The 19,621-nt window shown below is 68.6% G+C and carries 18 protein-coding genes; 10 read left to right on the top strand and 8 right to left on the bottom strand.

Going from position 1 to position 19,621, the window contains the following annotated elements; genetic code table 11:
* The first annotated feature begins 237 nt into the window (after positions 1–237).
* The 9 genes from rpmH to ACFW48_RS14345 all read left to right on the top strand — a co-directional run bounded on the left by rpmH (position 238) and on the right by ACFW48_RS14345 (position 7,225).
* Entirely contained in the window at positions 238–375 is a 138-nt protein-coding gene (gene rpmH / locus ACFW48_RS14385) for a 50S ribosomal protein L34 (protein ID WP_003975051.1), read from the top strand.
* Positions 376–396: 21 nt separating this feature from the next.
* The gene (rnpA, locus tag ACFW48_RS14380; RefSeq protein WP_386280127.1) at positions 397–768 is read left to right on the top strand and encodes a ribonuclease P protein component; all 372 of its coding nucleotides are present in this window, start codon (positions 397–399) and stop codon (positions 766–768) included.
* A complete protein-coding gene (yidD, locus tag ACFW48_RS14375) occupies positions 765–1,139 on the top strand; it encodes a membrane protein insertion efficiency factor YidD (RefSeq protein WP_386314221.1) in 375 nt (124 codons plus the stop codon). The genes rnpA and yidD overlap by 4 nt, the downstream gene beginning before the upstream one ends.
* Before the next feature lie 3 nt (positions 1,140–1,142).
* Positions 1,143–2,423: a membrane protein insertase YidC gene (gene yidC, locus ACFW48_RS14370; protein ID WP_386314218.1), complete on the top strand. Its 1,281-nt coding sequence runs from the start codon at positions 1,143–1,145 to the stop codon at positions 2,421–2,423.
* A gap of 15 nt (positions 2,424–2,438) precedes the next feature.
* Positions 2,439–2,951 (top strand): R3H domain-containing nucleic acid-binding protein, encoded by a 513-nt coding sequence (locus tag ACFW48_RS14365; RefSeq protein ID WP_310872395.1) that lies wholly within the window; start codon positions 2,439–2,441, stop codon positions 2,949–2,951.
* A gap of 124 nt (positions 2,952–3,075) precedes the next feature.
* Positions 3,076–3,795 carry a 16S rRNA (guanine(527)-N(7))-methyltransferase RsmG gene (gene rsmG, locus ACFW48_RS14360; protein ID WP_310872396.1) on the top strand — a complete coding sequence of 240 codons (720 nt, stop codon included), beginning with the start codon at positions 3,076–3,078 and terminating at the stop codon, positions 3,793–3,795.
* Between the two features lie 299 nt (positions 3,796–4,094).
* On the top strand, positions 4,095–5,168 hold the full coding sequence (locus tag ACFW48_RS14355; RefSeq protein WP_386314891.1) for a ParA family protein: 1,074 nt from the start codon (positions 4,095–4,097) through the stop codon (positions 5,166–5,168).
* Positions 5,165–6,277 carry a ParB/RepB/Spo0J family partition protein gene (locus ACFW48_RS14350; protein WP_386314214.1) on the top strand — a complete coding sequence of 371 codons (1,113 nt, stop codon included), beginning with the start codon at positions 5,165–5,167 and terminating at the stop codon, positions 6,275–6,277. The genes ACFW48_RS14355 and ACFW48_RS14350 overlap by 4 nt, the downstream gene beginning before the upstream one ends.
* 330 nt (positions 6,278–6,607) lie before the next feature.
* Positions 6,608–7,225 carry a GNAT family N-acetyltransferase gene (locus ACFW48_RS14345; RefSeq protein ID WP_386314211.1) on the top strand — a complete coding sequence of 206 codons (618 nt, stop codon included), beginning with the start codon at positions 6,608–6,610 and terminating at the stop codon, positions 7,223–7,225.
* Positions 7,226–7,320: 95 nt separating this feature from the next.
* Here ACFW48_RS14345 and trxA read toward each other — a convergent pair whose 3' ends face one another.
* From trxA to ACFW48_RS14310, 7 genes are all read right to left on the bottom strand, one after another.
* Entirely contained in the window at positions 7,321–7,653 is a 333-nt protein-coding gene (trxA, locus tag ACFW48_RS14340; RefSeq protein WP_121748009.1) for a thioredoxin, read from the bottom strand.
* 41 nt (positions 7,654–7,694) lie between these two features.
* Complete coding sequence (gene trxB / locus ACFW48_RS14335; protein WP_121748008.1) at positions 7,695–8,663, bottom strand: thioredoxin-disulfide reductase; 969 nt, start codon at positions 8,661–8,663, stop codon at positions 7,695–7,697.
* A gap of 163 nt (positions 8,664–8,826) precedes the next feature.
* Positions 8,827–9,741 carry an anti-sigma factor family protein gene (locus ACFW48_RS14330; protein ID WP_386314888.1) on the bottom strand — a complete coding sequence of 305 codons (915 nt, stop codon included), beginning with the start codon at positions 9,739–9,741 and terminating at the stop codon, positions 8,827–8,829.
* Positions 9,742–9,758: 17 nt separating this feature from the next.
* Positions 9,759–10,484, bottom strand: a complete 726-nt coding sequence (gene sigM / locus ACFW48_RS14325; RefSeq protein ID WP_386314209.1) for an RNA polymerase sigma factor SigM — start codon at positions 10,482–10,484, stop codon at positions 9,759–9,761.
* Between the two features lie 27 nt (positions 10,485–10,511).
* Entirely contained in the window at positions 10,512–12,212 is a 1,701-nt protein-coding gene (locus ACFW48_RS14320) for a protein kinase family protein (protein ID WP_386314207.1), read from the bottom strand.
* Positions 12,213–12,352: 140 nt separating this feature from the next.
* Positions 12,353–14,740, bottom strand: a complete 2,388-nt coding sequence (gene murJ / locus ACFW48_RS14315) for a murein biosynthesis integral membrane protein MurJ (RefSeq protein ID WP_386314206.1) — start codon at positions 14,738–14,740, stop codon at positions 12,353–12,355.
* A 44-nt stretch (positions 14,741–14,784) separates the two neighbouring features.
* The gene (locus ACFW48_RS14310; RefSeq protein WP_386314204.1) at positions 14,785–17,190 is read right to left on the bottom strand and encodes a DUF6049 family protein; all 2,406 of its coding nucleotides are present in this window, start codon (positions 17,188–17,190) and stop codon (positions 14,785–14,787) included.
* A 234-nt stretch (positions 17,191–17,424) separates the two neighbouring features.
* Between ACFW48_RS14310 and ACFW48_RS14305 the strand changes: the two genes are divergently transcribed.
* Positions 17,425–18,870 (top strand): CCA tRNA nucleotidyltransferase, encoded by a 1,446-nt coding sequence (locus tag ACFW48_RS14305; RefSeq protein ID WP_386314202.1) that lies wholly within the window; start codon positions 17,425–17,427, stop codon positions 18,868–18,870.
* 141 nt (positions 18,871–19,011) lie between these two features.
* Here ACFW48_RS14305 and ACFW48_RS14300 read toward each other — a convergent pair whose 3' ends face one another.
* Positions 19,012–19,557 (bottom strand): hypothetical protein, encoded by a 546-nt coding sequence (locus ACFW48_RS14300; RefSeq protein ID WP_386314200.1) that lies wholly within the window; start codon positions 19,555–19,557, stop codon positions 19,012–19,014.
* Positions 19,558–19,621: the final 64 nt, after the last annotated feature.

Here is a 19,621-nt window from a genome sequence, read left to right as displayed (position 1 = left end):
CCCCAGCCTGTGGACAAGTGTCTCCCGGTCACCGCTGGTTTGACCGAATGGCGCAGTCCCACGTACCGTAACCAGGTCGAGTTGTCGATGGCTGCTGCCGCCTGCCTCCGATGGGCACAGGTCACGTAAAAGGTGATCGAAAAGCGGTGCACTCGGGCGTAACGCGAGCTACTCGTGGGCGCACGGTGACAGCCAGGACGGCACCCCGCCAACCCCGATTCTTTCTGGAGCCCCCGAGTGAGCAAGCGCACCTTCCAGCCGAACAACCGTCGCCGCGCGAAGACCCACGGCTTCCGGCTGCGTATGCGTACCCGTGCCGGCCGCGCGATTCTCGCGACTCGCCGTAGCAAGGGTCGCGCCCGTCTGTCCGCCTGATCCCGGTCAGGTCATGACATCGTGCTGCCCACCGAGAACCGGCTGAGGCGGCGCGAGGACTTCGCGACCGCGGTACGACGAGGCCGCCGGGCCGGCCGCCCGGCCCTCGTCGTCCACCTTCGAAGCGGTGCCACGGACCCGCACGCGCCTGGGGAGAGCGCTCCCCCGACACGTGCGGGTTTCGTCGTGAGCAAAGCCGTGGGTGGTGCGGTGGTGCGCAACAAGGTGAAGCGCAGGCTTCGCCATCTGATGCGCGACCGGATCGACCTGTTGCCCCCCGGTAGCCTGGTAGTCGTACGAGCGCTACCCGGTGCGGGTGACGCCGACCATGCACAGCTGGCCCGAGACCTGGACGCCGCCCTGGAGCGGCTACTGGGAGGGGGCGCGCGATGAAGTACCCGCTGCTGGCTCTGATCAAGCTGTACCAGTGGACGATCAGTCCACTGCTGGGGCCGGTGTGCAAGTACTACCCGTCGTGTTCCCACTACGGCTACACGGCCATCGACCGGCACGGTGCTCTCAAGGGCACGGCGCTCACCGCTTGGCGCATCCTGCGGTGCAATCCGTGGTCGCTGGGCGGCGTGGACCATGTTCCGCCGCGTAAGCGCCCGCGGTGGCACGAAATGCTGCGTGACGCCTGGCGTGCACGCAAGGGCGGGCCCTCCGCCGCCGAACCGGCCATCGAAGGACAGGCTTCTCCCGCGAGTCCGTCCGGTCCTCCGAGCCCGGCCGCAGAGACCCAGTCCCATGCCCAAGGAGCATGATTAGTGGACACGATTGCCAGCCTCTTCAGCTTCATCACGACACCTGTCTCCTGGGTCATCGTCCAGTTCCACAGCGTGTACGGCGCCATCTTCGGCCCGGACACCGGATGGGCCTGGGGCCTGTCCATCGTGTCCCTGGTGATCCTCATCCGTATCTGCCTGATCCCGCTCTTCGTGAAGCAGATCAAGGCGACGCGCGGGATGCAGACGCTCCAGCCGGAGATGAAGAAGATCCAGGAGCGCTACAAGAACGACAAGCAGCGCCAGTCCGAAGAGATGATGAAGCTGTACAAGGAGACGGGCACCAACCCGCTCTCCTCGTGCCTTCCCATCCTGGCGCAGTCCCCGTTCTTCTTCGCCCTGTACCACGTGCTCAACAGCATCGCGTCGAACGACACCATCGGCGTGATCAACGACCGCCTGCTGGAGAGCGCCCAGAAGGCCCACATCTTCGGTGCGCCGCTCGCGGCGAAGTTCACCGACGGCTCCTCCAAGGTGGAGGCCCTCGGGTCCTCGCTGACGGACGTCCGTGTTGTCACCGCGATCATGATCGTGCTGATGTCGGCGTCGCAGTTCTTCACTCAGCGCCAGCTGATGACCAAGAACGTCGACACGACGGTGAAGACGCCGTTCATGCAGCAGCAGAAGATGCTGATGTACGTCTTCCCGGTCATGTTCGCCGTCTTCGGCATCAACTTCCCCGTCGGTGTCCTCGTCTACTGGCTCACCACGAACGTGTGGACCATGGGTCAGCAGATGTACGTCATCCGCAACAACCCGACACCGGGTTCCAAGGCCCAGGCGTCCTACCTGGAGCGCCTGCACAAGAGCGTCACCCACCACGGCAAGACGCGTGGCCGTGGTGAGAAGGCCATCGTCAAGGCCATCGTCGCCAAGGGCCGGGACCGCAACGAGTTCGAGCGGAAGTTCATCAACGGTCTGAACAAGGCGGGCCTGGCGGCTCAGCCCGACGGCACCGTGCTGAAGAGTGACACCGCTGTCGCCACCCAGACCGAGGACGGCGCGACCGCCACTCCGGCCACGCCCAAGCGCCAGCAGCCCAAGCGGCAGAGCAAGTCTCAGCGCCAGTCCGTGAAGGCGGCCGGCGAGTCCGAGCCCAAGACCTCGCTGACCAAGTCGGACGAGCCGCAGGACGGCAAGCAGGATGCCAAGCCTGCCGCCGCCAAGAAGCCGGCGCAGAAGTCCGGCGGCGGTGGCCGCAGCAAGGCCCAGTCCGGACAGCGCAAGGGCCCGCAGCGGCCCAAGTCCCCGTCGAAGAAGTAAGAAGGAGTCCATCCCGTGACGGAAGGCACCACCTCCGCCGCTGCCGAGGGCGCAGACACCCTGACTCGCCTCGAGAACGAGGGCGAGATCGCCGCGGACTACCTGGAGGGTCTGCTCGACATCGCCGACCTCGACGGCGACATCGACATGGACGTCGAGGCCGACCGTGCCTCTGTCTCGATCATCAGCGACTCGAACAGCCGTGACCTGCAGAAGCTGGTCGGCCGGGACGGCGAGGTGCTGGAGGCTCTCCAGGAGCTCACGCGCCTGGCCGTGCACCGGGAGACCGGCGACCGCAGCCGGCTGATGCTCGACATCGCTGGTTACCGGGCCACGAAGCGGGCCGAGCTCTCCGAACTGGGCGCCAAGGCCGCGGCCGAGGTCAGGAGCAGCGGCGAGTCCGTGCGAATGAAGCCGATGACGCCGTTCGAGCGCAAGGTCGTGCACGACGCGGTCAAGGCGGCGGGACTGCGCAGCGAGTCCGAGGGCGAGGAGCCGGAGCGCTTCGTCGTCGTGCTTCCTGCCTGATCGGTCCTCTCGTTCTCCGGCCCCGTCTGTTGCGCAGGCGGGGCCGAACTTTGTCAGCCTGATAGTTCTGGTGGTTCTGATAACGGCGACTGGTACGCCGGTGCCGTACGGAAGGACGGTCCCCGTGACGGAGGCAGCGGAGCTTCCCCCTGTGCCCGAGCAGGCACGTGACGTGTTCGGCGATCGGTACGCGGACGCGGTCCGCTACGCGGAATTGCTCGCCGAGGCAGGGGTGAAGCGCGGTCTGATCGGTCCGCGTGAGGTTCCCCGCCTGTGGGAGCGGCATCTGCTGAACTGCGCGGTGCTCTCGGAGGTCGTGCCCGAGGGCGTGACGGTGTGCGACGTCGGTTCGGGTGCCGGATTGCCGGGGATCCCGCTGGCGCTCGTCCGGGAGGACCTGAAGATCACGCTCCTGGAGCCGCTGCTGCGGCGCACGAACTTCCTGACCGAGGTCGTGGAGCTGCTGGGACTGGACCATGTCACCGTCGTGCGTGGCCGGGCCGAGGAGGTCATGGGCAAGATGCCGCCGGTGCATGTGGTGACTGCGCGCGCTGTTGCTCCGCTGGACCGCCTGGCCACGTGGGGGGTTCCGCTGCTGCGCCCGTACGGCGAGATGCTCGCTCTCAAGGGCGACACGGCCGAGGAGGAACTGAAGGCCGCGGCCACGGCGCTGAGCAAGCTGGGCGCGGTGGAGACGTCCATCCTGCATGTCGGCGAGGGGGTCGTGGACCCCATGTCCACCGTGGTGCGGGTCGAGGTCGGGGAGAGTCCGGGTGGCGTGCGTTTCGCTGCCAAGCGGGCCAAGGCGGCCCGGACGGGGCGTGCCCGGCGGCGTCGCGGATAGCCTGATTCGGTTGCTGCGGCACCGGCGGCGCTGATGCGTCCTGATGGGGAGCCGTACTCCACACAAGCTGCCAAACCTATGCATGCCGGAGTGTCGCGGCATTTCGGCATCGGCTGCTGTGCATCGTGTTTCACGTGAAACGTCGCTCACTGCTGCACGGCATCATCAGTCGCGGCCGCGCTGCGGCCGACCCCCGCGATCGAAAGCCTCTCGGGTCGCTCGGAGAGGGCGGGGAGTTGTCCACAGAGGTGGATTTCTCCACAGAAGGCCAGGCCTCACTGGTTCATGACCCCGAAGACATGGGAGGCTCTGTTCATTGCGAGCCTGAAGTCGAGGAGAGTGAATCCTTGCGGTCCGACGCCAATATCGCGGGACCGATGACCGATCCGGTCCCCGGTCCCCGTACCGAGTCGATGGGGGCGGATGTTTCACGTGAAACACCGCCTCCGATGGACGACACTCCGATCGGTCGTGCTGCCCAACTGGCGGTGGAAGCCTTGGACCGCGCCGGCGAGGGATTGCCGCGGCCCGAGCAGACCAGGGTCATGGTGGTCGCCAATCAGAAGGGCGGTGTGGGCAAGACGACGACGACCGTCAACCTCGCCGCGTCGCTTGCCCTGCATGGTGCCCGGGTCCTGGTCGTCGACCTCGACCCGCAGGGCAACGCCTCCACTGCGCTGGGCATCGACCACCACGCCGACGTCCCATCCATCTACGACGTGCTGGTCGAGAGCAGGCCGCTGTCGGAGGTGGTCCAGCCGGTCCCCGACGTCGAGGGCCTCTTCTGTGCGCCCGCCACCATCGATCTCGCCGGTGCGGAGATCGAGCTGGTCTCTCTGGTGGCACGCGAGAGCCGGCTTCAGCGGGCGATCCAGGCATACGAGCAGCCGCTGGACTACATCCTCATCGACTGCCCACCCTCCCTCGGCCTGCTGACGGTCAACGCGCTCGTCGCGGGCCAGGAGGTGCTGATCCCGATCCAGTGCGAGTACTACGCGCTGGAAGGGCTGGGACAGCTGCTGCGTAACGTCGACCTGGTTCGCGGGCACCTCAATCCCACCCTGCATGTGTCGACGATCCTGCTCACCATGTACGACGGCCGGACGCGGCTTGCGTCCCAGGTCGCCGACGAGGTGCGCAGCCACTTCGGCGAAGAGGTGCTGCGGACGAGCATTCCTCGCTCGGTCCGTATCTCCGAGGCCCCGAGCTACGGGCAGACGGTACTGACCTACGATCCAGGATCGAGCGGAGCCCTCTCCTATCTGGAGGCGGCACGCGAGATCGCGCTGAAGGGCGTGGGCGTCGGCTACGACGCGACGCATGCCCATATCGGCGCACAGAACGACCCGAGCATGGTGGAGGGGATCCAGTGAGTGAGCGACGAAGGGGGCTGGGCCGCGGTCTGGGCGCACTGATCCCCAATGCTCCGACGGAGAAGTCGGTGGCGTCGGCGGCGTTGGGGAATGCGGCTTCCGCCTCCCCGGGGGCGATGCCCCTGCTGCCGAACGACCGCGGTGTGGCCGCGGCGAAGGTAGCCACGCTGCCGCCTGTTCCACGTGAAACGGAGGAGTCGGCGGCATCCGGTACGGCATCGAGCGGGGTGGACTCGCTCAGGTCGCCCGTGGGGGCGCACTTCGCGGAGGTTCCGCTCGACGCCATCACGCCGAACCCGAAGCAGCCGCGTAAGGACTTCGACGACGACGCGTTGGCCGAGCTCGTCACCTCCATCAGGGAGGTCGGCCTCCTCCAGCCCGTCGTCGTCCGGCAGACGGGGCCCGGGCGCTACGAGCTCATCATGGGTGAGCGCCGGTTCCGGGCGTGCCGGGAGCTGGAGATGGAGGCCATCCCGGCGATCGTGCGGGCCACGGAGGACGAGAAGCTCCTCCTGGACGCGCTGCTGGAGAACCTTCACCGGGCTCAGCTGAATCCGCTGGAAGAGGCCTTCGCCTACGACCAGCTGCTGAAGGACTTCAACTGCACGCACGACCAGCTGGCGGACCGCATCGGCCGCTCCCGCCCACAGGTCTCCAACACGCTGCGTCTGCTGAAGCTCTCGCCGAAGGTTCAGAACCGGGTGGCTGCCGGGGTGCTCTCCGCCGGGCACGCGCGTGCGCTGCTCTCCGTGGAGGACCCGGAGGACCAGGACCGGCTGGCCCATCGGATCGTGGCCGAAGGGCTTTCGGTGCGGTCGGTCGAGGAGATCGTGACCCTGATGGGGTCCCGACCGCAGAAGGCGCAGCGGGCCAAGGGGCCGCGGGCCGGTTCTCTGGTCTCGCCGGCGCTCTCTGACCTGGCGACGCGGCTCTCGGACCGCTTCGAGACGCGGGTGAAGGTCGACCTGGGACAGAAGAAGGGCAAGATCACCGTGGAGTTCGCTTCCATGGAGGATCTTGAGAGGATCCTTGGGAGCCTCGCTCCCGGTGAAGGGCCCGTGCTGCAGAAGGGACTTCTGGAGGGCGAAGCGGAAGAGTTCGACTCCTGAGACTCGGGCCCGGTGGAGCACTCGTCGGTGCTCCACCGGCCGATGGGGCGGGTCGTGTCCGGTGCGTACCGGAACACGGCCCGCCCTTTGCTTTCCGTCGGTGTCGGGGTCACCGCATCGTGGATACGATGCGATCGGGAAGGCGCAAGCACCTGGCAGTACCTCTGAGAGGAAGGCAGGGGCCATGCGATCGATGAGCCGCACCGGACTGGTGAGCGCAGGCTTGGGGCTGGGCGCGGTCGGTGGGTTCATCGGCAGCCTGCTCAGGGAACGGAGCGCTCTGACAGCCGCCCGCGACGCGGCGGGCGAAGGAAGCGAGGAACAGCCTTCATGGGGCGCCGGCTCGTACCGCTCACGCTGGACAACCTTCAGGACCTTCCCCAGCGCTGTCGCTCGTGCGTCTTCTGGGAGCTGGACCCCGTCAGCGGCGAAGCCGCGGTAAAGGCGGGCACGCCGACCCTGGAGAAGGAGTCCTGGATCTCCGCCGTCCTGCTGGACTGGGGATCATGCGGCCGGGTGGTCTACGTCGACGAGGTTCCGGTGGGCTTCGTCCTCTACGCACCCCCCGCGTACGTACCGCGCTCGACGGCGTTTCCCACAAGTCCCGTCTCGCACGACGCTGTGCAGTTGATGACCGCGTTCGTGATGCCGGGCTATCAGGGGCAAGGGCTGGGCCGGGTGATGGTTCAGACGGTCGCCAAGGATCTGCTGCGTCGGGGCTTCAAGGCGATCGAGGCGTTCGGGGACGCCCGCTGGAAGGAGCCCGCCTGCGTCCTGCCGGCGGATCATTTGCTGGCTGTGGGCTTCAAGACGGTTCGGCCCCATCCCAGCCATCCGCGGCTGCGGCTGGATCTCCGGTCCACGCTGTCCTGGAAGGAAGACGTGGAGATGGCACTGGACCGGCTGCTCGGAGCCGTCCAGAAGGAACCCGCGTTGCGACCGCTGTAGCGGAGTGCAGTGTGGAGGACTGCAGTGTGGAGGATCGCTGTACAGCGAATGGGCCGACCCGGACGGGTCGGCCCATTCGTGTTTCACGTGAAACGTCAGTCAGCGATGAAGTCCTCAAGGTCGCGAACGATCGCGGCCTTCGGCTTGGCGCCGACGATGGTCTTGGCGACCTCGCCGCCCTGGTAGACGTTCAGGGTCGGGATGGACATGACGCCGTACTTGGCGGCCGTACCCGGGTTCTCGTCGATGTTCAGCTTGACGATCTCGATCTTGTCGCCGTACTCGGCGGCGATGGCCTCGAGGGACGGCGCGATCTGACGGCACGGACCGCACCAGGCGGCCCAGAAGTCCACCAGGACGGGCTTGTCGTTCTTGAGGACGTCCTGCTCGAAGGAGTCGTCGGTCACTTGCTTCAGGGTGCCGGCCACGGCGGGCTCCTTAACTGGTTGATGCGTGGGGTGGATGGGGGTCAGACGGTGGTCTTCTCGGGCTCGGCCTTGTCCTCGTCGGTGAGCGCGGCGAGGAAGCGCTCGGCGTCGAGTGCGGCGGAGCAGCCGGTGCCGGCGGCGGTGATCGCCTGGCGGTAGGTGTGGTCGACCACGTCTCCGGCGCCGAAGACGCCGGTCAGGTTGGTGCGGGTCGACGGGGCGTCGACCTTCAGGTAGCCCTCCGGGTCCAGGTCGAGCTGGCCCTTGAAGAGCTCGGTACGCGGGTCGTGGCCGATCGCGATGAACAGGCCGGTCACCGCCAGGTCCGAGAGCTCGCCGGTCTTGACGTTGCGCAGCTTCAGGCCCGACAGCTTCTGGTCACCCTGGACCTCGGCGACCTCGCTGTCCCAGACAAACGAGATCTTGGGGTCGGCGAAGGCACGCTCCTGCATCGCCTTGGACGCGCGCAGGGTGTCACGGCGGTGGACGATCGTCACGGACTTGGCGAAGCGGGAGAGGAACGTGGCCTCCTCCATCGCGGTGTCACCGCCGCCGATCACGGCGATGTCCTGGTCCTTGAAGAAGAAGCCGTCGCAGGTCGCGCACCAGGAGACGCCGCGGCCGGAGAGGGCGTCCTCGTTGGGCAGGCCGAGCTTGCGGTGCTGGGAACCGGTGGTGATGATGACGGCCTTGGCCTGGTGGACGGTACCCGCGGTGTCGGTGACCTTCTTGATCTCGCCACTCAGGTCGACGGCGACGACATCGTCCGGGATCAGCTCGGCGCCGAAGCGCTCGGCCTGGGCGCGCATGTTGTCCATGAGCTCGGGGCCCATGATGCCGTCCTGGAAGCCCGGGAAGTTCTCCACCTCGGTGGTGTTCATCAGGGCACCGCCCGCGGTGACGGCGCCCTCGAACACCAGCGGCTTCAGCGACGCGCGCGCGGTGTAGAGCGCCGCCGTGTAGCCGGCGGGCCCGGAGCCGATGATGATCACGTTTCGGACGTCGCTCACGGCTTCATTCCTCGTCTCTGGACTGCGTCTTCAGGGCCGGGTGGAGCTTCTCTCGGAACTCTCACCCCACCCAACGGATCCTACGGGGCGCGCATTCCCGCTGTGTCCGGGCACACGGGGCTGAGGGAGCCAGGCATGCGGGAAGAGTGCAGGACGCGAGCGCTCAGGGTCGCGCGTACGAGTGCTTCAAAAGGATCTCGGCCTTGCTGACAGCAGGCTGAGCCACACAAGCCGACTCGACGATGTAGGCGGTCACACGGTTGTCGTTGGAGGCGTCGGGCAGCACCACGAGGAGTGCTTCCTTGCCCTTGTAGACGCCGTCCTTCGTGGCCAGCGCCGCGTCGTCGCGTCCGATGCTCCTCTGGATGCACTCCGGGACCGTCGGCTGCTTGAAGACACGGTTCTCACCACCGGTCTCGGACTCCATGCCGAAGCTACGCGGTGTACGCGGTCCGTTCTGCGCGCCGCCCTGCTCGTCGGCGAGGAGATCGGCGACCTGCTCCTTCAACTTTCCTTCGGAGAAGGTGTCCGCAAGCGCGGTGTCGTCGGACGGGCTGCCCCCGGTGACCGAGGAGACGATCACGGAGCCGAGCCCGATGGCGGCAGCGGCGGCCACGGCGCCGAGTACGGCGATCCTGCGCCGCCCGCTTCGCTTGCGGTCCTTGCGGCCCGGACCGGTGGAGGAAGGACGGGCGTGCCCGGAGGGTCGGTCCGTCGTGGCCGATGTTTCACGTGAAACACGACGGGCGCTGGCATTCTCGTCGGATGCGGCGGGCGCGGCAGCGGCAGGCGTCGGTGTCGGCGTCGGTGTCGGTGCCGGCTCCAGGGAGTTCGGCACGGTGGCGCTCAGCAGTTCCTCGGCCGCCAGGGCGGCGTCGATACGGCCGGCCACGTCGTCAGGCATCCGCGTCGGCCCGGGCAGCGTGCCGAGCAGACTCTGGATCTCCTCCAGCGACGCGTACACGTCCGCGCATAGCTCGCAGGTCTCCAGGTGCTGTCGTACGTCCGTGGTCCGGGACGGCGGGAGCAGGCCTTCGGCGAGGTCGGAGATCTCCGCGACGTCCGGGTGCCCGGTCATGTCTGTCGTCGACGACGTCACGCTCGTCCACCTCCGCCCTTCACTGCGGCTGAATCGCTCGGCCCTGCGTCCTGCGGGTCCGCACGGTGGGGTCCCGCTGCGGGTGGGACGGATGTCCCCTGCGTCCGGTTCCGTTTCGCTCCCGGCTGGGTGTCCTTGCCGCTGCCGTCCGGGCGCAGGTGGGTGAGCAGTGGCAGGAGTCTGGCTCTGCCTCGGGCGCAGCGGCTCTTGATCGTGCCGGTCGGCACGTCGAGGATCCGGGCGGCTTCGGCGACGGGGTAGCCCTGCATGTCCACCAGGACGAGGGCGGCCCGCTGGTCGGCGGGCAGGGTGCCCAGGGCCTCCAGCAGCTGGCGGTGCAGGTCGTTGCGCTCGGCGGGGGCCGATGCCGACTCGTGCGGCTCCAGGAGCTGCTCCAGGCGCTCGGTGTCGTCGACGGGAGCGGTCTTCCGGGAGGCCGCCTTGCGGGCGCGGTCCAGGCAGGCGTTCACGGTGATCCGGTGCAGCCACGTCGTGACGGCTGCCTGGCCGCGGAAGGTGTGGGCGGCCCGGTAGGCGGAGACGAGCGCGTCCTGAACGGCGTCAGCGGCCTCCTCACGGTCTCCCAGCGTCCGCAGGGCCACGGCCCAGAGACGGTCGCGGTGGCGGCGGACGAGCTCAGCGAAGGCGTCGGGGTCGCCTTCTACGTGGCGGGCGAGGAGGTCCTGATCGCTCACGCCGTCACGACTCGCGCTGTCCGCCATCGCACCCCCTCCCCGCGGCAGATGCCGTCAGCTGGTCACCTTGATGTCCGCCAGGCGGCCGCGCCATTTCCCGTCCGACTGCATCGGTAGATCATCGGTGAGCCACACCAGGAGGTACCGGCTCTGGACGGCCTTGCCCGGCTTGAGTTCCACCGTGGTGCCCGAGCCCTCGGCAACCTTGCGGTACTCGTCGAAGGACGCCGGTTCCGCGGTGGCGTCCTTGCTCGCGCTGCGCAGTTCGACGGAAGTGTTCCCGATAAAGGTGACGGTCACCTTTCCGACCTGCTGGACCTTGCCGAGGTCCACGATGACGCCGACCCCCGGCTTGAGGCGGCCGAAGTCGGAACTGAGGTAATAGTCCGTCTGCCAATAGCTGGACGTGCTGTCGTCGTAGACGTTCCCTATCTCGGACGGCTTCTCGGACTGGTCGCCGAAGGGGTCGAAGTCCCGGGCGTCGACGATGGGTACCGACTTACCGGCCACCGGGACCTTCGGGTTCTTGTCGTTGTCGCCGTCGGTGGTCTGCGTCTGGTTCTGGTCGTCGGCCTTGCCGCCCCGTTCCATGATCGCGTCCGCGAGCTGCCAGCTGCCCAGGCCGAGCGCGGCGATCAGCAGAGCGGAGACGCTCCACTTCAGTGCCTTGCCGGTGCGGCTCTGCAGCGGGGGCGGCGGGGTCTGCACCGGCTGGGTGGCGCCGGGGTGCGGTGCCGGACGGCCGTAGGCACCCTGCTGGTAAGCCGTGCGCTGGTACTGGGGCGGGGTGGTGTACGTCGGCTCCGGCGGGCGGATGCGGGGCATCTCGCTGATCGCCTTCACCAGTTCCTCCGGCGTGGTGCACGGGGACTCGTGGCGGGAGGCGGTGGCGCCGTCGTTGGCGAGCGCCCGCATGGCGAGCTCGGACAGGCCGCGGTGGACACCCGCGCGCACCTGGTCCGGGGGGATGAGCCCGATGTCCTTGGGCAGACCTGCCAGACCGTGGGCGTCGCTCTCGTACGGCCAGCGCTGGGTGAGCGTGGCGTACAGCAGGGCGCCGATGGCCTCGGTGTCCGTGCGCTGCGGGGTGTCGGAACTGATGCCGCGCAGCGCGGCGTTGACGGCGAGTCCGCGGATCCGCCACTGGCCCGTCGACGTCCGCAGCACCGCTGTGGGGCTCAGGCGCAGATGGGCGAGGCCCTCGCGGTGGGCGGCCGCCATGGCGCCCGCGACCTGACTCACCATCTGGTAGGCGTCGTACACCTCCAGCGGGCCGGAGGCGAGAAGAGCGGTCAGCTCGGTGGCGTCGGGGAGCCACTCGTGCACGACGTAGACGATGTCGTTGTCCTCGACGGCGTCGAGGACCTGGACGAAGCGGGGGTCGCCGAGAAGGGCGGAGGAACGTGCCGCGGCCAGCACGGTGCGGGCGCGTGTGTGGTCCGCCGGAAGGATGTGGACCCCGACGGCGCGGCGGAGCTTCTCGTCGACGGCCCGCCAACTGCTGAAGCCGTCCAGACGGGTGACGCACTCCTCGAGGCGGTAGCGTCTGGCGAGTTTGTGCCCGCTGTGCAGTTCGGGAGGCGAGGTCTTGCCGGAATCCTCGCTCGTGGGGCTCCCCTGTGCCTCGTCGCTGTCCGTGTCCCGCTCCCGGTTGTTGGCCACCCCGTCGGCCGTGGACTGGTCCGCCTGGGCGGTCAGCGGCTCATCGCCACTGTTGTCTGCCACGTCGACGGCAGCTGTGCTCCGTTCCGCCACCGTCGTTCCTGCCTCCCCATTCGATGCGCGCCGGCCGACTCCCGATGCGCGCAGTCCGACGCCGAACCCAATTGTGCCCACAGTCCGCCGCTATGCACGACACACGGCGGATGACGATGGTTGTGCGCCTACCCCGGGTCTCAGCGTCCCAGGCGTCCGCGCACCATGCCGACCAGCGAGTTGACTTCCTCGATACGCATCCGGCGGGCGGCGACGAAGAAGACGCCGAACAGGAGCAGCCCGCCGGCCAGCAGCGCCGCGAACGACCCCAGTACGCCCTGGCCGAGCGCACGGCTGATCGCGTAGCAGGCCGCACCGCTGAGCAGGGCGGCCGGGACGGACGCGATGCACAGCCGGGCGTACGTCCGCAGCACCCGGGCGCCGTCCAGGTCCCCGCCGAGCCGCTTGCGCAGCCTGCGCCAGGCGACGCCCACGCCGATCATGTAGGCCAGGCCGTAGGAGGCGGCCATGCCTACGACGGCCCAGCGCGCCGGGAGCAGGAAGAAGCACAGTGCCGAAGCGGCGGCGTTGAACACGGCCACAATGACGGTGTTGTAGAAGGGAGTCCGGGTGTCCTCGTAGGCGTAGAAGGCGCGCAGGACGACGTACTGCACCGAGTAGGGGATGAGACCGAGGCCGAAGGCCATCAGCATGAAGCCCATGTTGGTGGCTTCGCTGGTACCCGAAGAGCCGAACATGAGCGTGCACATCGGGATGCCGAGTGCAACGAAACCGAAGGAAACGGGAACGATGGCGACGGCTGTGGTGCGCAGCCCCTGGGAGATGTCGTCGCGGACCGCGCCGCCGTCTTCCTCGGATGCCGATCGGGAGATGCGGGGCAGCAGGGCCGCCATCAGGGAGACGGTGATGATGGCCTGGGGCAGGCCCCAGATCAGCTGCGCGTTGGCGTAGGCGGCGAAGCCGGTGCCGTCGACGGGCGACGCCTTACCCGCGGCGGTGGACAGCTGGATGACGATCATGGCACCCGCCTGGTTGGCGAGCACGAACAGGACCGTCCACTTGGCGAGGGTGATGGCCTTGCCGAGCCCGTGGCCCTTCCAGTCGAAACGCGGCCGAACCCGGAAACCCGTCTCCCGCAGATACGGGATCATGGCCAGGGCCTGCACGATGAGGCCAAGCAGTACCCCGATGCCGAGCAGCCGCTCGCCCTCCGGCGGGATGCTCGTGACCTTCATCCCCGAGTTTTCCGCGGTGCCGTAGACCCAGATGAACATTCCTAGGGTCACGATGATGACGATGTTGTTCAGGACCGGGGTCCACATCATCGCGCCGAACCTGCCGCGGGCGTTGAGGATCTGCCCCATGACCACGTGGAGGCCCATGAAGAAGATCGAGGGCAGGAAGTAGCGGACGAAGGTGATGCCGACCTCGTTCGCGGCCGGGTCACTGGCCACCGGGTTGGACAGGAGCCGGATCAGTAGTGGCGCGGCGAAGACCGTGATCACGGTGAGCGCGCCGAGCGCCACCATGACGAGGGTGAGCAGGCGGTTGGCGAAGGCCTCGCCGCCGTCGTCGTCCTCCTTCATGGCCCGCACGAGCTGCGGAACAAAGACCGAGTTGAGGCCGCCACCGACGGTGAGAATGTAGATCATCGTCGGCAGCTGGTAGGCGACCTGGAAGGTGTCGCCGAGCAGGCCGACGCCCAGAGCCGAAACGATCAGGGCCGACCGGATGAACCCGGTAAGCCGCGACACCATCGTGCCCGCCGCCATCACGGCGCTCGACTTCAGCAGGCCCCCCGCACGCCCGCCCTTCTTGGGCGCGGCGGCCGGTGCGGCGGCGGGCTCGGGCTCCTGGAGGGGCGCCTCGGCCGCTTCCGGAGTGGGCGCCACCGAGTACTGGCCCGGCGCGGGCGCCGCGTGCTGCTGCTGCCCGGGCGCTGGAGCGGGGCCACCGTACTGACCGTACGCCGGAGCGTTCCCGTACGGGTCGGGTCCCTGGTGCGCGCCGTACTGTCCCGGCCCCGGTGTCGCGTCGTACTGCCCCGGTGCCGGCGCGGGGGCGGGCACGGAGGCGTGGTCGTCGTAGGCGGGGTGGCCGCCGCCCTGCTGCTGGTCCCGGAAGAGGTGGGCGAAGGCGTCCGGCTCGTGGCGCTGCTCGCCGGCCTGGGTGACCAGGTCGTCCACGCCGACGAACTGGGTGGTCCGCGGGTCGTCGCCGTACGGCAGGTACTGCGTCGGGCCCTCCGGCTCGGGGGCCGGGGTCTGGGCCCAGACGCGTGGGTCGGGGGCGTAGGGAGACTGGGAGGGCTGGGAGTACAGCGGCTGCTGCGGCGGATACGTGCCCGGGGGCGGCGGGGGATGCGCGGCGCGGTCGTAGAGCGCCTCGGAGACAGGGTCCTGGGCGGAGAGGTCCTGCGCCCGGTAGGGATCCTGGTCGTAGGCGTCCTGGAGGTACATGTCCGCGGGCGGCTGCGGCGGTTCCTGGCCGGGGTCGGGCGGCGGACCCTCGGGGTGACCCGAGCCGTCCACGGTCTGACCGCGGTCACCGTCGTACGGCGCGTTCATGGTTACCCCACCTCATCGTCCCGGGCCCACCGGCCACGACATCCTCAACGGTCCACTCTCTCACCCGTGCCGGACGGGTCGGCGCTTTCCGCTGCGGTGTCCGGTGTCGGGTCACTCGGCTGCTCCGGGTCGCCTGCCCGGGGGCGTGCCTCGGGCTCCTCCTTGAGACGTTCGTCGGAGCCTTCCGGGTTCTGCGGGCCGTCCTCGGAGTTCTCCGAGTCCTCGGGCTCCTCCGCCTCGCCGGTTTCGCTCTTCTCCGCGTCGCGGGCAGCGGCCCGCTTGCGCTGTGTGTACATCCGGAAGCCGGCGAGGACGAGCAGCAGGACACCGCCGCCGATGACGAGCATCACCGTGGCCGTGATCTCGGTGACCTTCACGTCGAAGGTGACGGGCTCGCCGTACTTCCGCCCGTCCATCGTGTACAGCTGGGCGATCACCGTCGCACGGCCGTTGGCGTTGGCCGACGTGGTGAACTTCACCGACTGGCTGTGGCCGCCGGAGACCGAGATCGGCTGCTCCTCGTAGTCGGCACCACCGATCTCGAGCCGCGTCGGGTTGGTCGAGGTGAGCCGCAGGACCAGGGGCCCGACGTCCTGCACCAGGTTGTTCTGCACCGTCACGGGGATCGTGGCGCTGCGACCGGAGAGCTTCGTCTCCGACTTGTCGATCAGTCTGACCCGCCCGGTCAGTCCGTCGAGGTACTTCTTCACGCCGGCGCGGAACGACTCCGCCTCGGCGGCCCGGCCTCGCCATGACGCGGACATCTCCCGGTTCAGCGCGCGCCCGAACGGCGTCACCACCCGGGACGGGTCCGACAGGACCACCTTGAAGTTGTCGAGCGTGTCCTGCGTCCGCGCGGTCTGCACGAACGCCGTCCGGGGCAGTTCGTTCTTGCGCAGCGCCGAGGGGTAGGAGGAGGTTCCGGGCACCTTGGTGGTGGCGTCCGCGTCCGGCTTGGCCGTGGCGGCCGCCGCCAGCTTCTGGGACTCGGACCAGGTGCCGCCCTGCAGCGCCCGCAGCGCCTCGGCCATCGCGCGTGCCTGGTTCCCGGAGGGCATGCGCTGCGGGGCGATGACGACGCTGCGCTGCTGGCCGGTTTGGAGGCCCAGGGACAGGCTCTGGGCGAGGAACCGCTGCACCGCGAGCGTGGAGGAGGAGGCTCTCGTCAGATCGCCCTCGAACGCCGTGGACAGCCGGGCGTCCGCGACGACAGCCGTCGTGCCGCCGCCGATGGGGCGGGCCGCGGAGGGCGTGTACGGCAGGCCGCTGGTCTCCTGGAGGCTGTCGCTGCGGGCGATCACCTTGTCGGCGCCCGCGGAGGTGGCGACCTTGACGATCGACCCGTCGACGGCGCCCTCCACGGGCCAGGCGAAGTCGGTGTTCGGCTTCACGTGGAGGATCGGCTCGACCGTGTTGTCGATGACGTCCGTGGCACTCTTCAGCTGGTTCAGCGATCCGGTGACGTCCGTGCCGTTGTGGGCCAGGGACGCCAGGTCCGGGTCGGCGAAGGGAAGGGCGACGACCTCCTTGTCGGCCACCGCGTCCTGCAGTTCGGCGAGCCACTGCTTGGCGACCGCCTGATGGGTGCCGGCGACCGTCTTGTCCCCGTCCCGGACGCGGTAGCTGCCCGTCATCGCGTCGACGGAGGCCAGCAGGTCCGGGTCGACCACCCAGGTGACGTCGAGGTCCTTGCCCAGCGTCACCATCTGGTTCAGCCGGCCCCCGGGGGAGATCTCCTTGGCCAGGTCGTCGTTGAGGAAGACCGGTGTCTGCTCCTCGTTCGGTCCCGTCTCGGCGGCCATGTGCGTGGTCGATACGAGCGGCCACAGAGCCGTCGTCTTCGTTTTGGGGTCGGCCTCGTCGGGCTGCCAGGGCAGGAAGGTCCGCTGGATGCCGAGGATCTGCTCCCAGGGCTGCGCGGAGGTCTCCCCGGACAGCGAGACGGCGAATTCGTAGACGCCGTTTTCGCCCAGGTCCAGGTCGTCGACCGGCACGGAGATGTTGAAGTGCTCGGCGACGCCGGGGCTGAGCTTGGAGAACTTCTCGGTGTACTTGTCGTCGATCTCCGGGGCGATGGTTCCCTGGAGGTCGTTGCTGTCCTTGGCGATCGCGTCGAGGGACGAGCGGGTGTTGACCTCGGGCCCCACGCGCAGGCCCACGTGGGCGTCGGTGACGGCCTGCTTGCCGTGGTTGGTCACGGTGCCCGACACGGTCACCGTGTCTCCGTCCGCGGGCGCGGAGGGGGTGAGCGAGTCGACTGCGACGGCCACCGAGCCCGAATCGGCGTCGGCCTTGGCCGAGGGCTGTCCGTCGGCGTGTGCCGGTCCGGCGGCCGGCAGCTGGACCAGGCCGGCCAGCAGCGGCGCCCCGGCGATCAGCACCGTGGTGCGCCGTAGCCACCGGCGGGCAGGTGAGGGACTGGTCCCCTGGAAGTCTGCCGCCTCGGCCACGCGCTCGCCCGTCCCTCGTCGTCGTCAGTGGTCGTCGGAATGTGCGTCCACGAATGGTAACGATGCGCGCCGAGGGGAAGTGCCGCGGAGTACGCCACAAGATCCGCCACCGAGCGAGGCTGCCCCGTATGTGCGCCTATAAAGGGAGCACCGCAGAAGTGGGGGGTTCCGTGCGTGATCACCCCGATCAATGGGGGCGCCGGTGTCCGCCCGGGCCACGTACCCTGTTCTGTTGTGCCGAACGCCAACGAAGTCAGCCCCAGTGCCCTCAGCCAGGAGCAGCACCGTGCGGTGAGTGAACCGCTGCGGGTCGCCCCTGTCGCAGACGACCTTGCCCGCCGCTTCCAGGAGGCCGGGTTCTCTCTTGCCCTGGTCGGTGGCTCGGTCCGGGACGCGTTGCTCGGCCGGCTCGGCAACGACCTGGACTTCACGACCGACGCCCTCCCGCAGGACGTGCTGAAGATCGTGCGGCCCTGGGCGGACGCCGTCTGGGAGGTCGGGATCGCGTTCGGCACTGTCGGGGCGCAGAAGGACGGCTGGCAGATCGAGGTGACCACCTACCGGTCGGAGGCGTACGACCGCACCTCGCGCAAGCCGGAGGTGTCGTACGGCGACTCCATCGAGGAGGACCTCGTCCGGCGTGACTTCACGGTGAACGCGATGGCCGTCGCGCTCCCCGAGCAGAAGTTCATCGATCCGCACGGCGGGCTCGACGATCTCGCGGCGCGTGTGCTGCGTACTCCGGGCACCCCCGAGGAGTCCTTCTCCGACGACCCGCTCCGCATGATGCGGGCCGCGCGCTTCGCCGCGCAGCTGGACTTCGAGGTGGCTCCCGAGGTGGTCGCCGCCATGAAGGACATGGCCGGACGCATCGACATCGTCTCGGCCGAGCGGGTCCGGGACGAGCTGAACAAGCTGGTCCTCTCCTCGCACCCGCGCAAGGGGCTGAGCCTGCTGGTGGAGACCGGTATCGCCGAGCGGGTCCTGCCCGAGCTGCCGGCGCTGCGCCTGGAGCGGGACGAGCACCACCGGCACAAGGACGTCTACGACCACACACTGATCGTCCTGGAGCAGGCGATGGCCCTGGAGAACGAGGGCCCCGACCTGACTCTGCGCCTTGCGGCCCTGCTGCACGACATCGGCAAGCCGCGCACGCGCCGCTTCGAAAGGGACGGCCGGGTCTCGTTCCACCACCACGAAGTGGTCGGGGCCAAGATGACGAAGAAGCGCATGACCGCGCTCAAGTACTCCAACGACCTGGTGAAGGACGTCTCGCGCCTGGTCGAGCTGCACCTGCGTTTCCACGGTTACGGCACGGGCGAGTGGACGGACTCCGCGGTCCGTCGGTATGTCCGGGACGCCGGGCCGCTGCTCGACCGGCTCCACAAGCTGACCCGTTCGGACTGCACGACCCGCAACAAGCGCAAGGCCTCTGCGCTCTCGCGTGCGTACGACGGGCTGGAGGAGCGGATCGCGCAGCTCCAGGAGCAGGAGGAGTTGGACGCGATCCGCCCGGACCTGGATGGCAACCAGATCATGGAGATCCTCGGTGTCCGTCCCGGACCGGCCGTCGGCCAGGCCTACAAGCACCTGCTGGAGCTCCGCCTGGAGAACGGGCCGATGGAGTACGACGCGGCGGTGGCGGCGCTTCAGGAGTGGTGGGCCGAGCAGGAGGCGTGAGCCGTGGACCGGCGTCATGTTTCACGTGAAACATGACGCCGGTGACGGAACGTGAGGTCGATACGAACAGGTGAAGGGGCGGTGTTTCACGTGAAACACCGCCCCTAAGATCCTCCGCTTGAAGCGTCCGGGATCTCTGCCTTACTTCTTGTAGTCCTTCAGGCAGAGCAGGAAGTCGCTGCCGCTACCGCTCTCGGTGTACGAGTACTGGAAGTCCTTGGCTTCTTCCGAGCACTTGCTCTCGGCGGTGACGGCGGAGTAGGAGCCCTCGACCTTGGCCAGCACCACGTACTGGGCCTTCGAGTCGCCGCAGTCGACGACCTCGAGGTCCGGGTTGCTGTCGCTGCTGCTACCACGGTGCATGCAGTCGCCGACCGCGGCCGAGGTGGCGTCGTCCCGGCTGGCGATGTAGCCACCGACGGCCACACATACGACGATCACGGCGATGACGATGTTCTTGATCGTCTTGAAGCTCAGCTTGCGTCGGGCCGGCTCCGGCGGGACCGGGGCGTACGGTGCACCCTGCTGGGGGTAACCGGGCTGGCCGGTCTGCTGCGGGAAACCCGGCTGGCCCTGGGCGAAGGGGTTCTGTCCGTGGGGCTGCTGCGGAGCCTGCGGCTGGCCCTGCGCGAACGGGTTGCCCTGGGGCGGCGGCGGAGTGGTCACTGGGGGTCCCCCTGAAAACATAGGTACGTGTCGCGGACATGGCGCGAGATAAGACGCACGTAAGTTATCGGGTCCCACTGACATC

This window comes from Streptomyces sp. NPDC058812 (genome assembly GCF_042744565.1).
GTDB lineage: Bacteria > Actinomycetota > Actinomycetes > Streptomycetales > Streptomycetaceae > Streptomyces > Streptomyces thinghirensis.
Note: the sequence above shows the minus strand (reverse complement) of the source record. Positions and strands in the feature narration are given on the sequence as shown.

Coding starts and splice junctions, on each gene's coding strand:
- yidD (WP_386314221.1), top strand. CDS start 765: ATGAAGTACCCGCTGCTGGCTCTGATCAAGCTGTACCAGTGGACGATC.
- ACFW48_RS14355 (WP_386314891.1), top strand. CDS start 4,095: ATGGGAGGCTCTGTTCATTGCGAGCCTGAAGTCGAGGAGAGTGAATCC.
- ACFW48_RS14345 (WP_386314211.1), top strand. CDS start 6,608: ATGGGGCGCCGGCTCGTACCGCTCACGCTGGACAACCTTCAGGACCTT.
- ACFW48_RS14330 (WP_386314888.1), bottom strand. CDS start 9,741: ATGACCGGGCACCCGGACGTCGCGGAGATCTCCGACCTCGCCGAAGGC.
- sigM (WP_386314209.1), bottom strand. CDS start 10,484: ATGGCGGACAGCGCGAGTCGTGACGGCGTGAGCGATCAGGACCTCCTC.
- murJ (WP_386314206.1), bottom strand. CDS start 14,740: ATGAACGCGCCGTACGACGGTGACCGCGGTCAGACCGTGGACGGCTCG.
- ACFW48_RS14300 (WP_386314200.1), bottom strand. CDS start 19,557: ATGTTTTCAGGGGGACCCCCAGTGACCACTCCGCCGCCGCCCCAGGGC.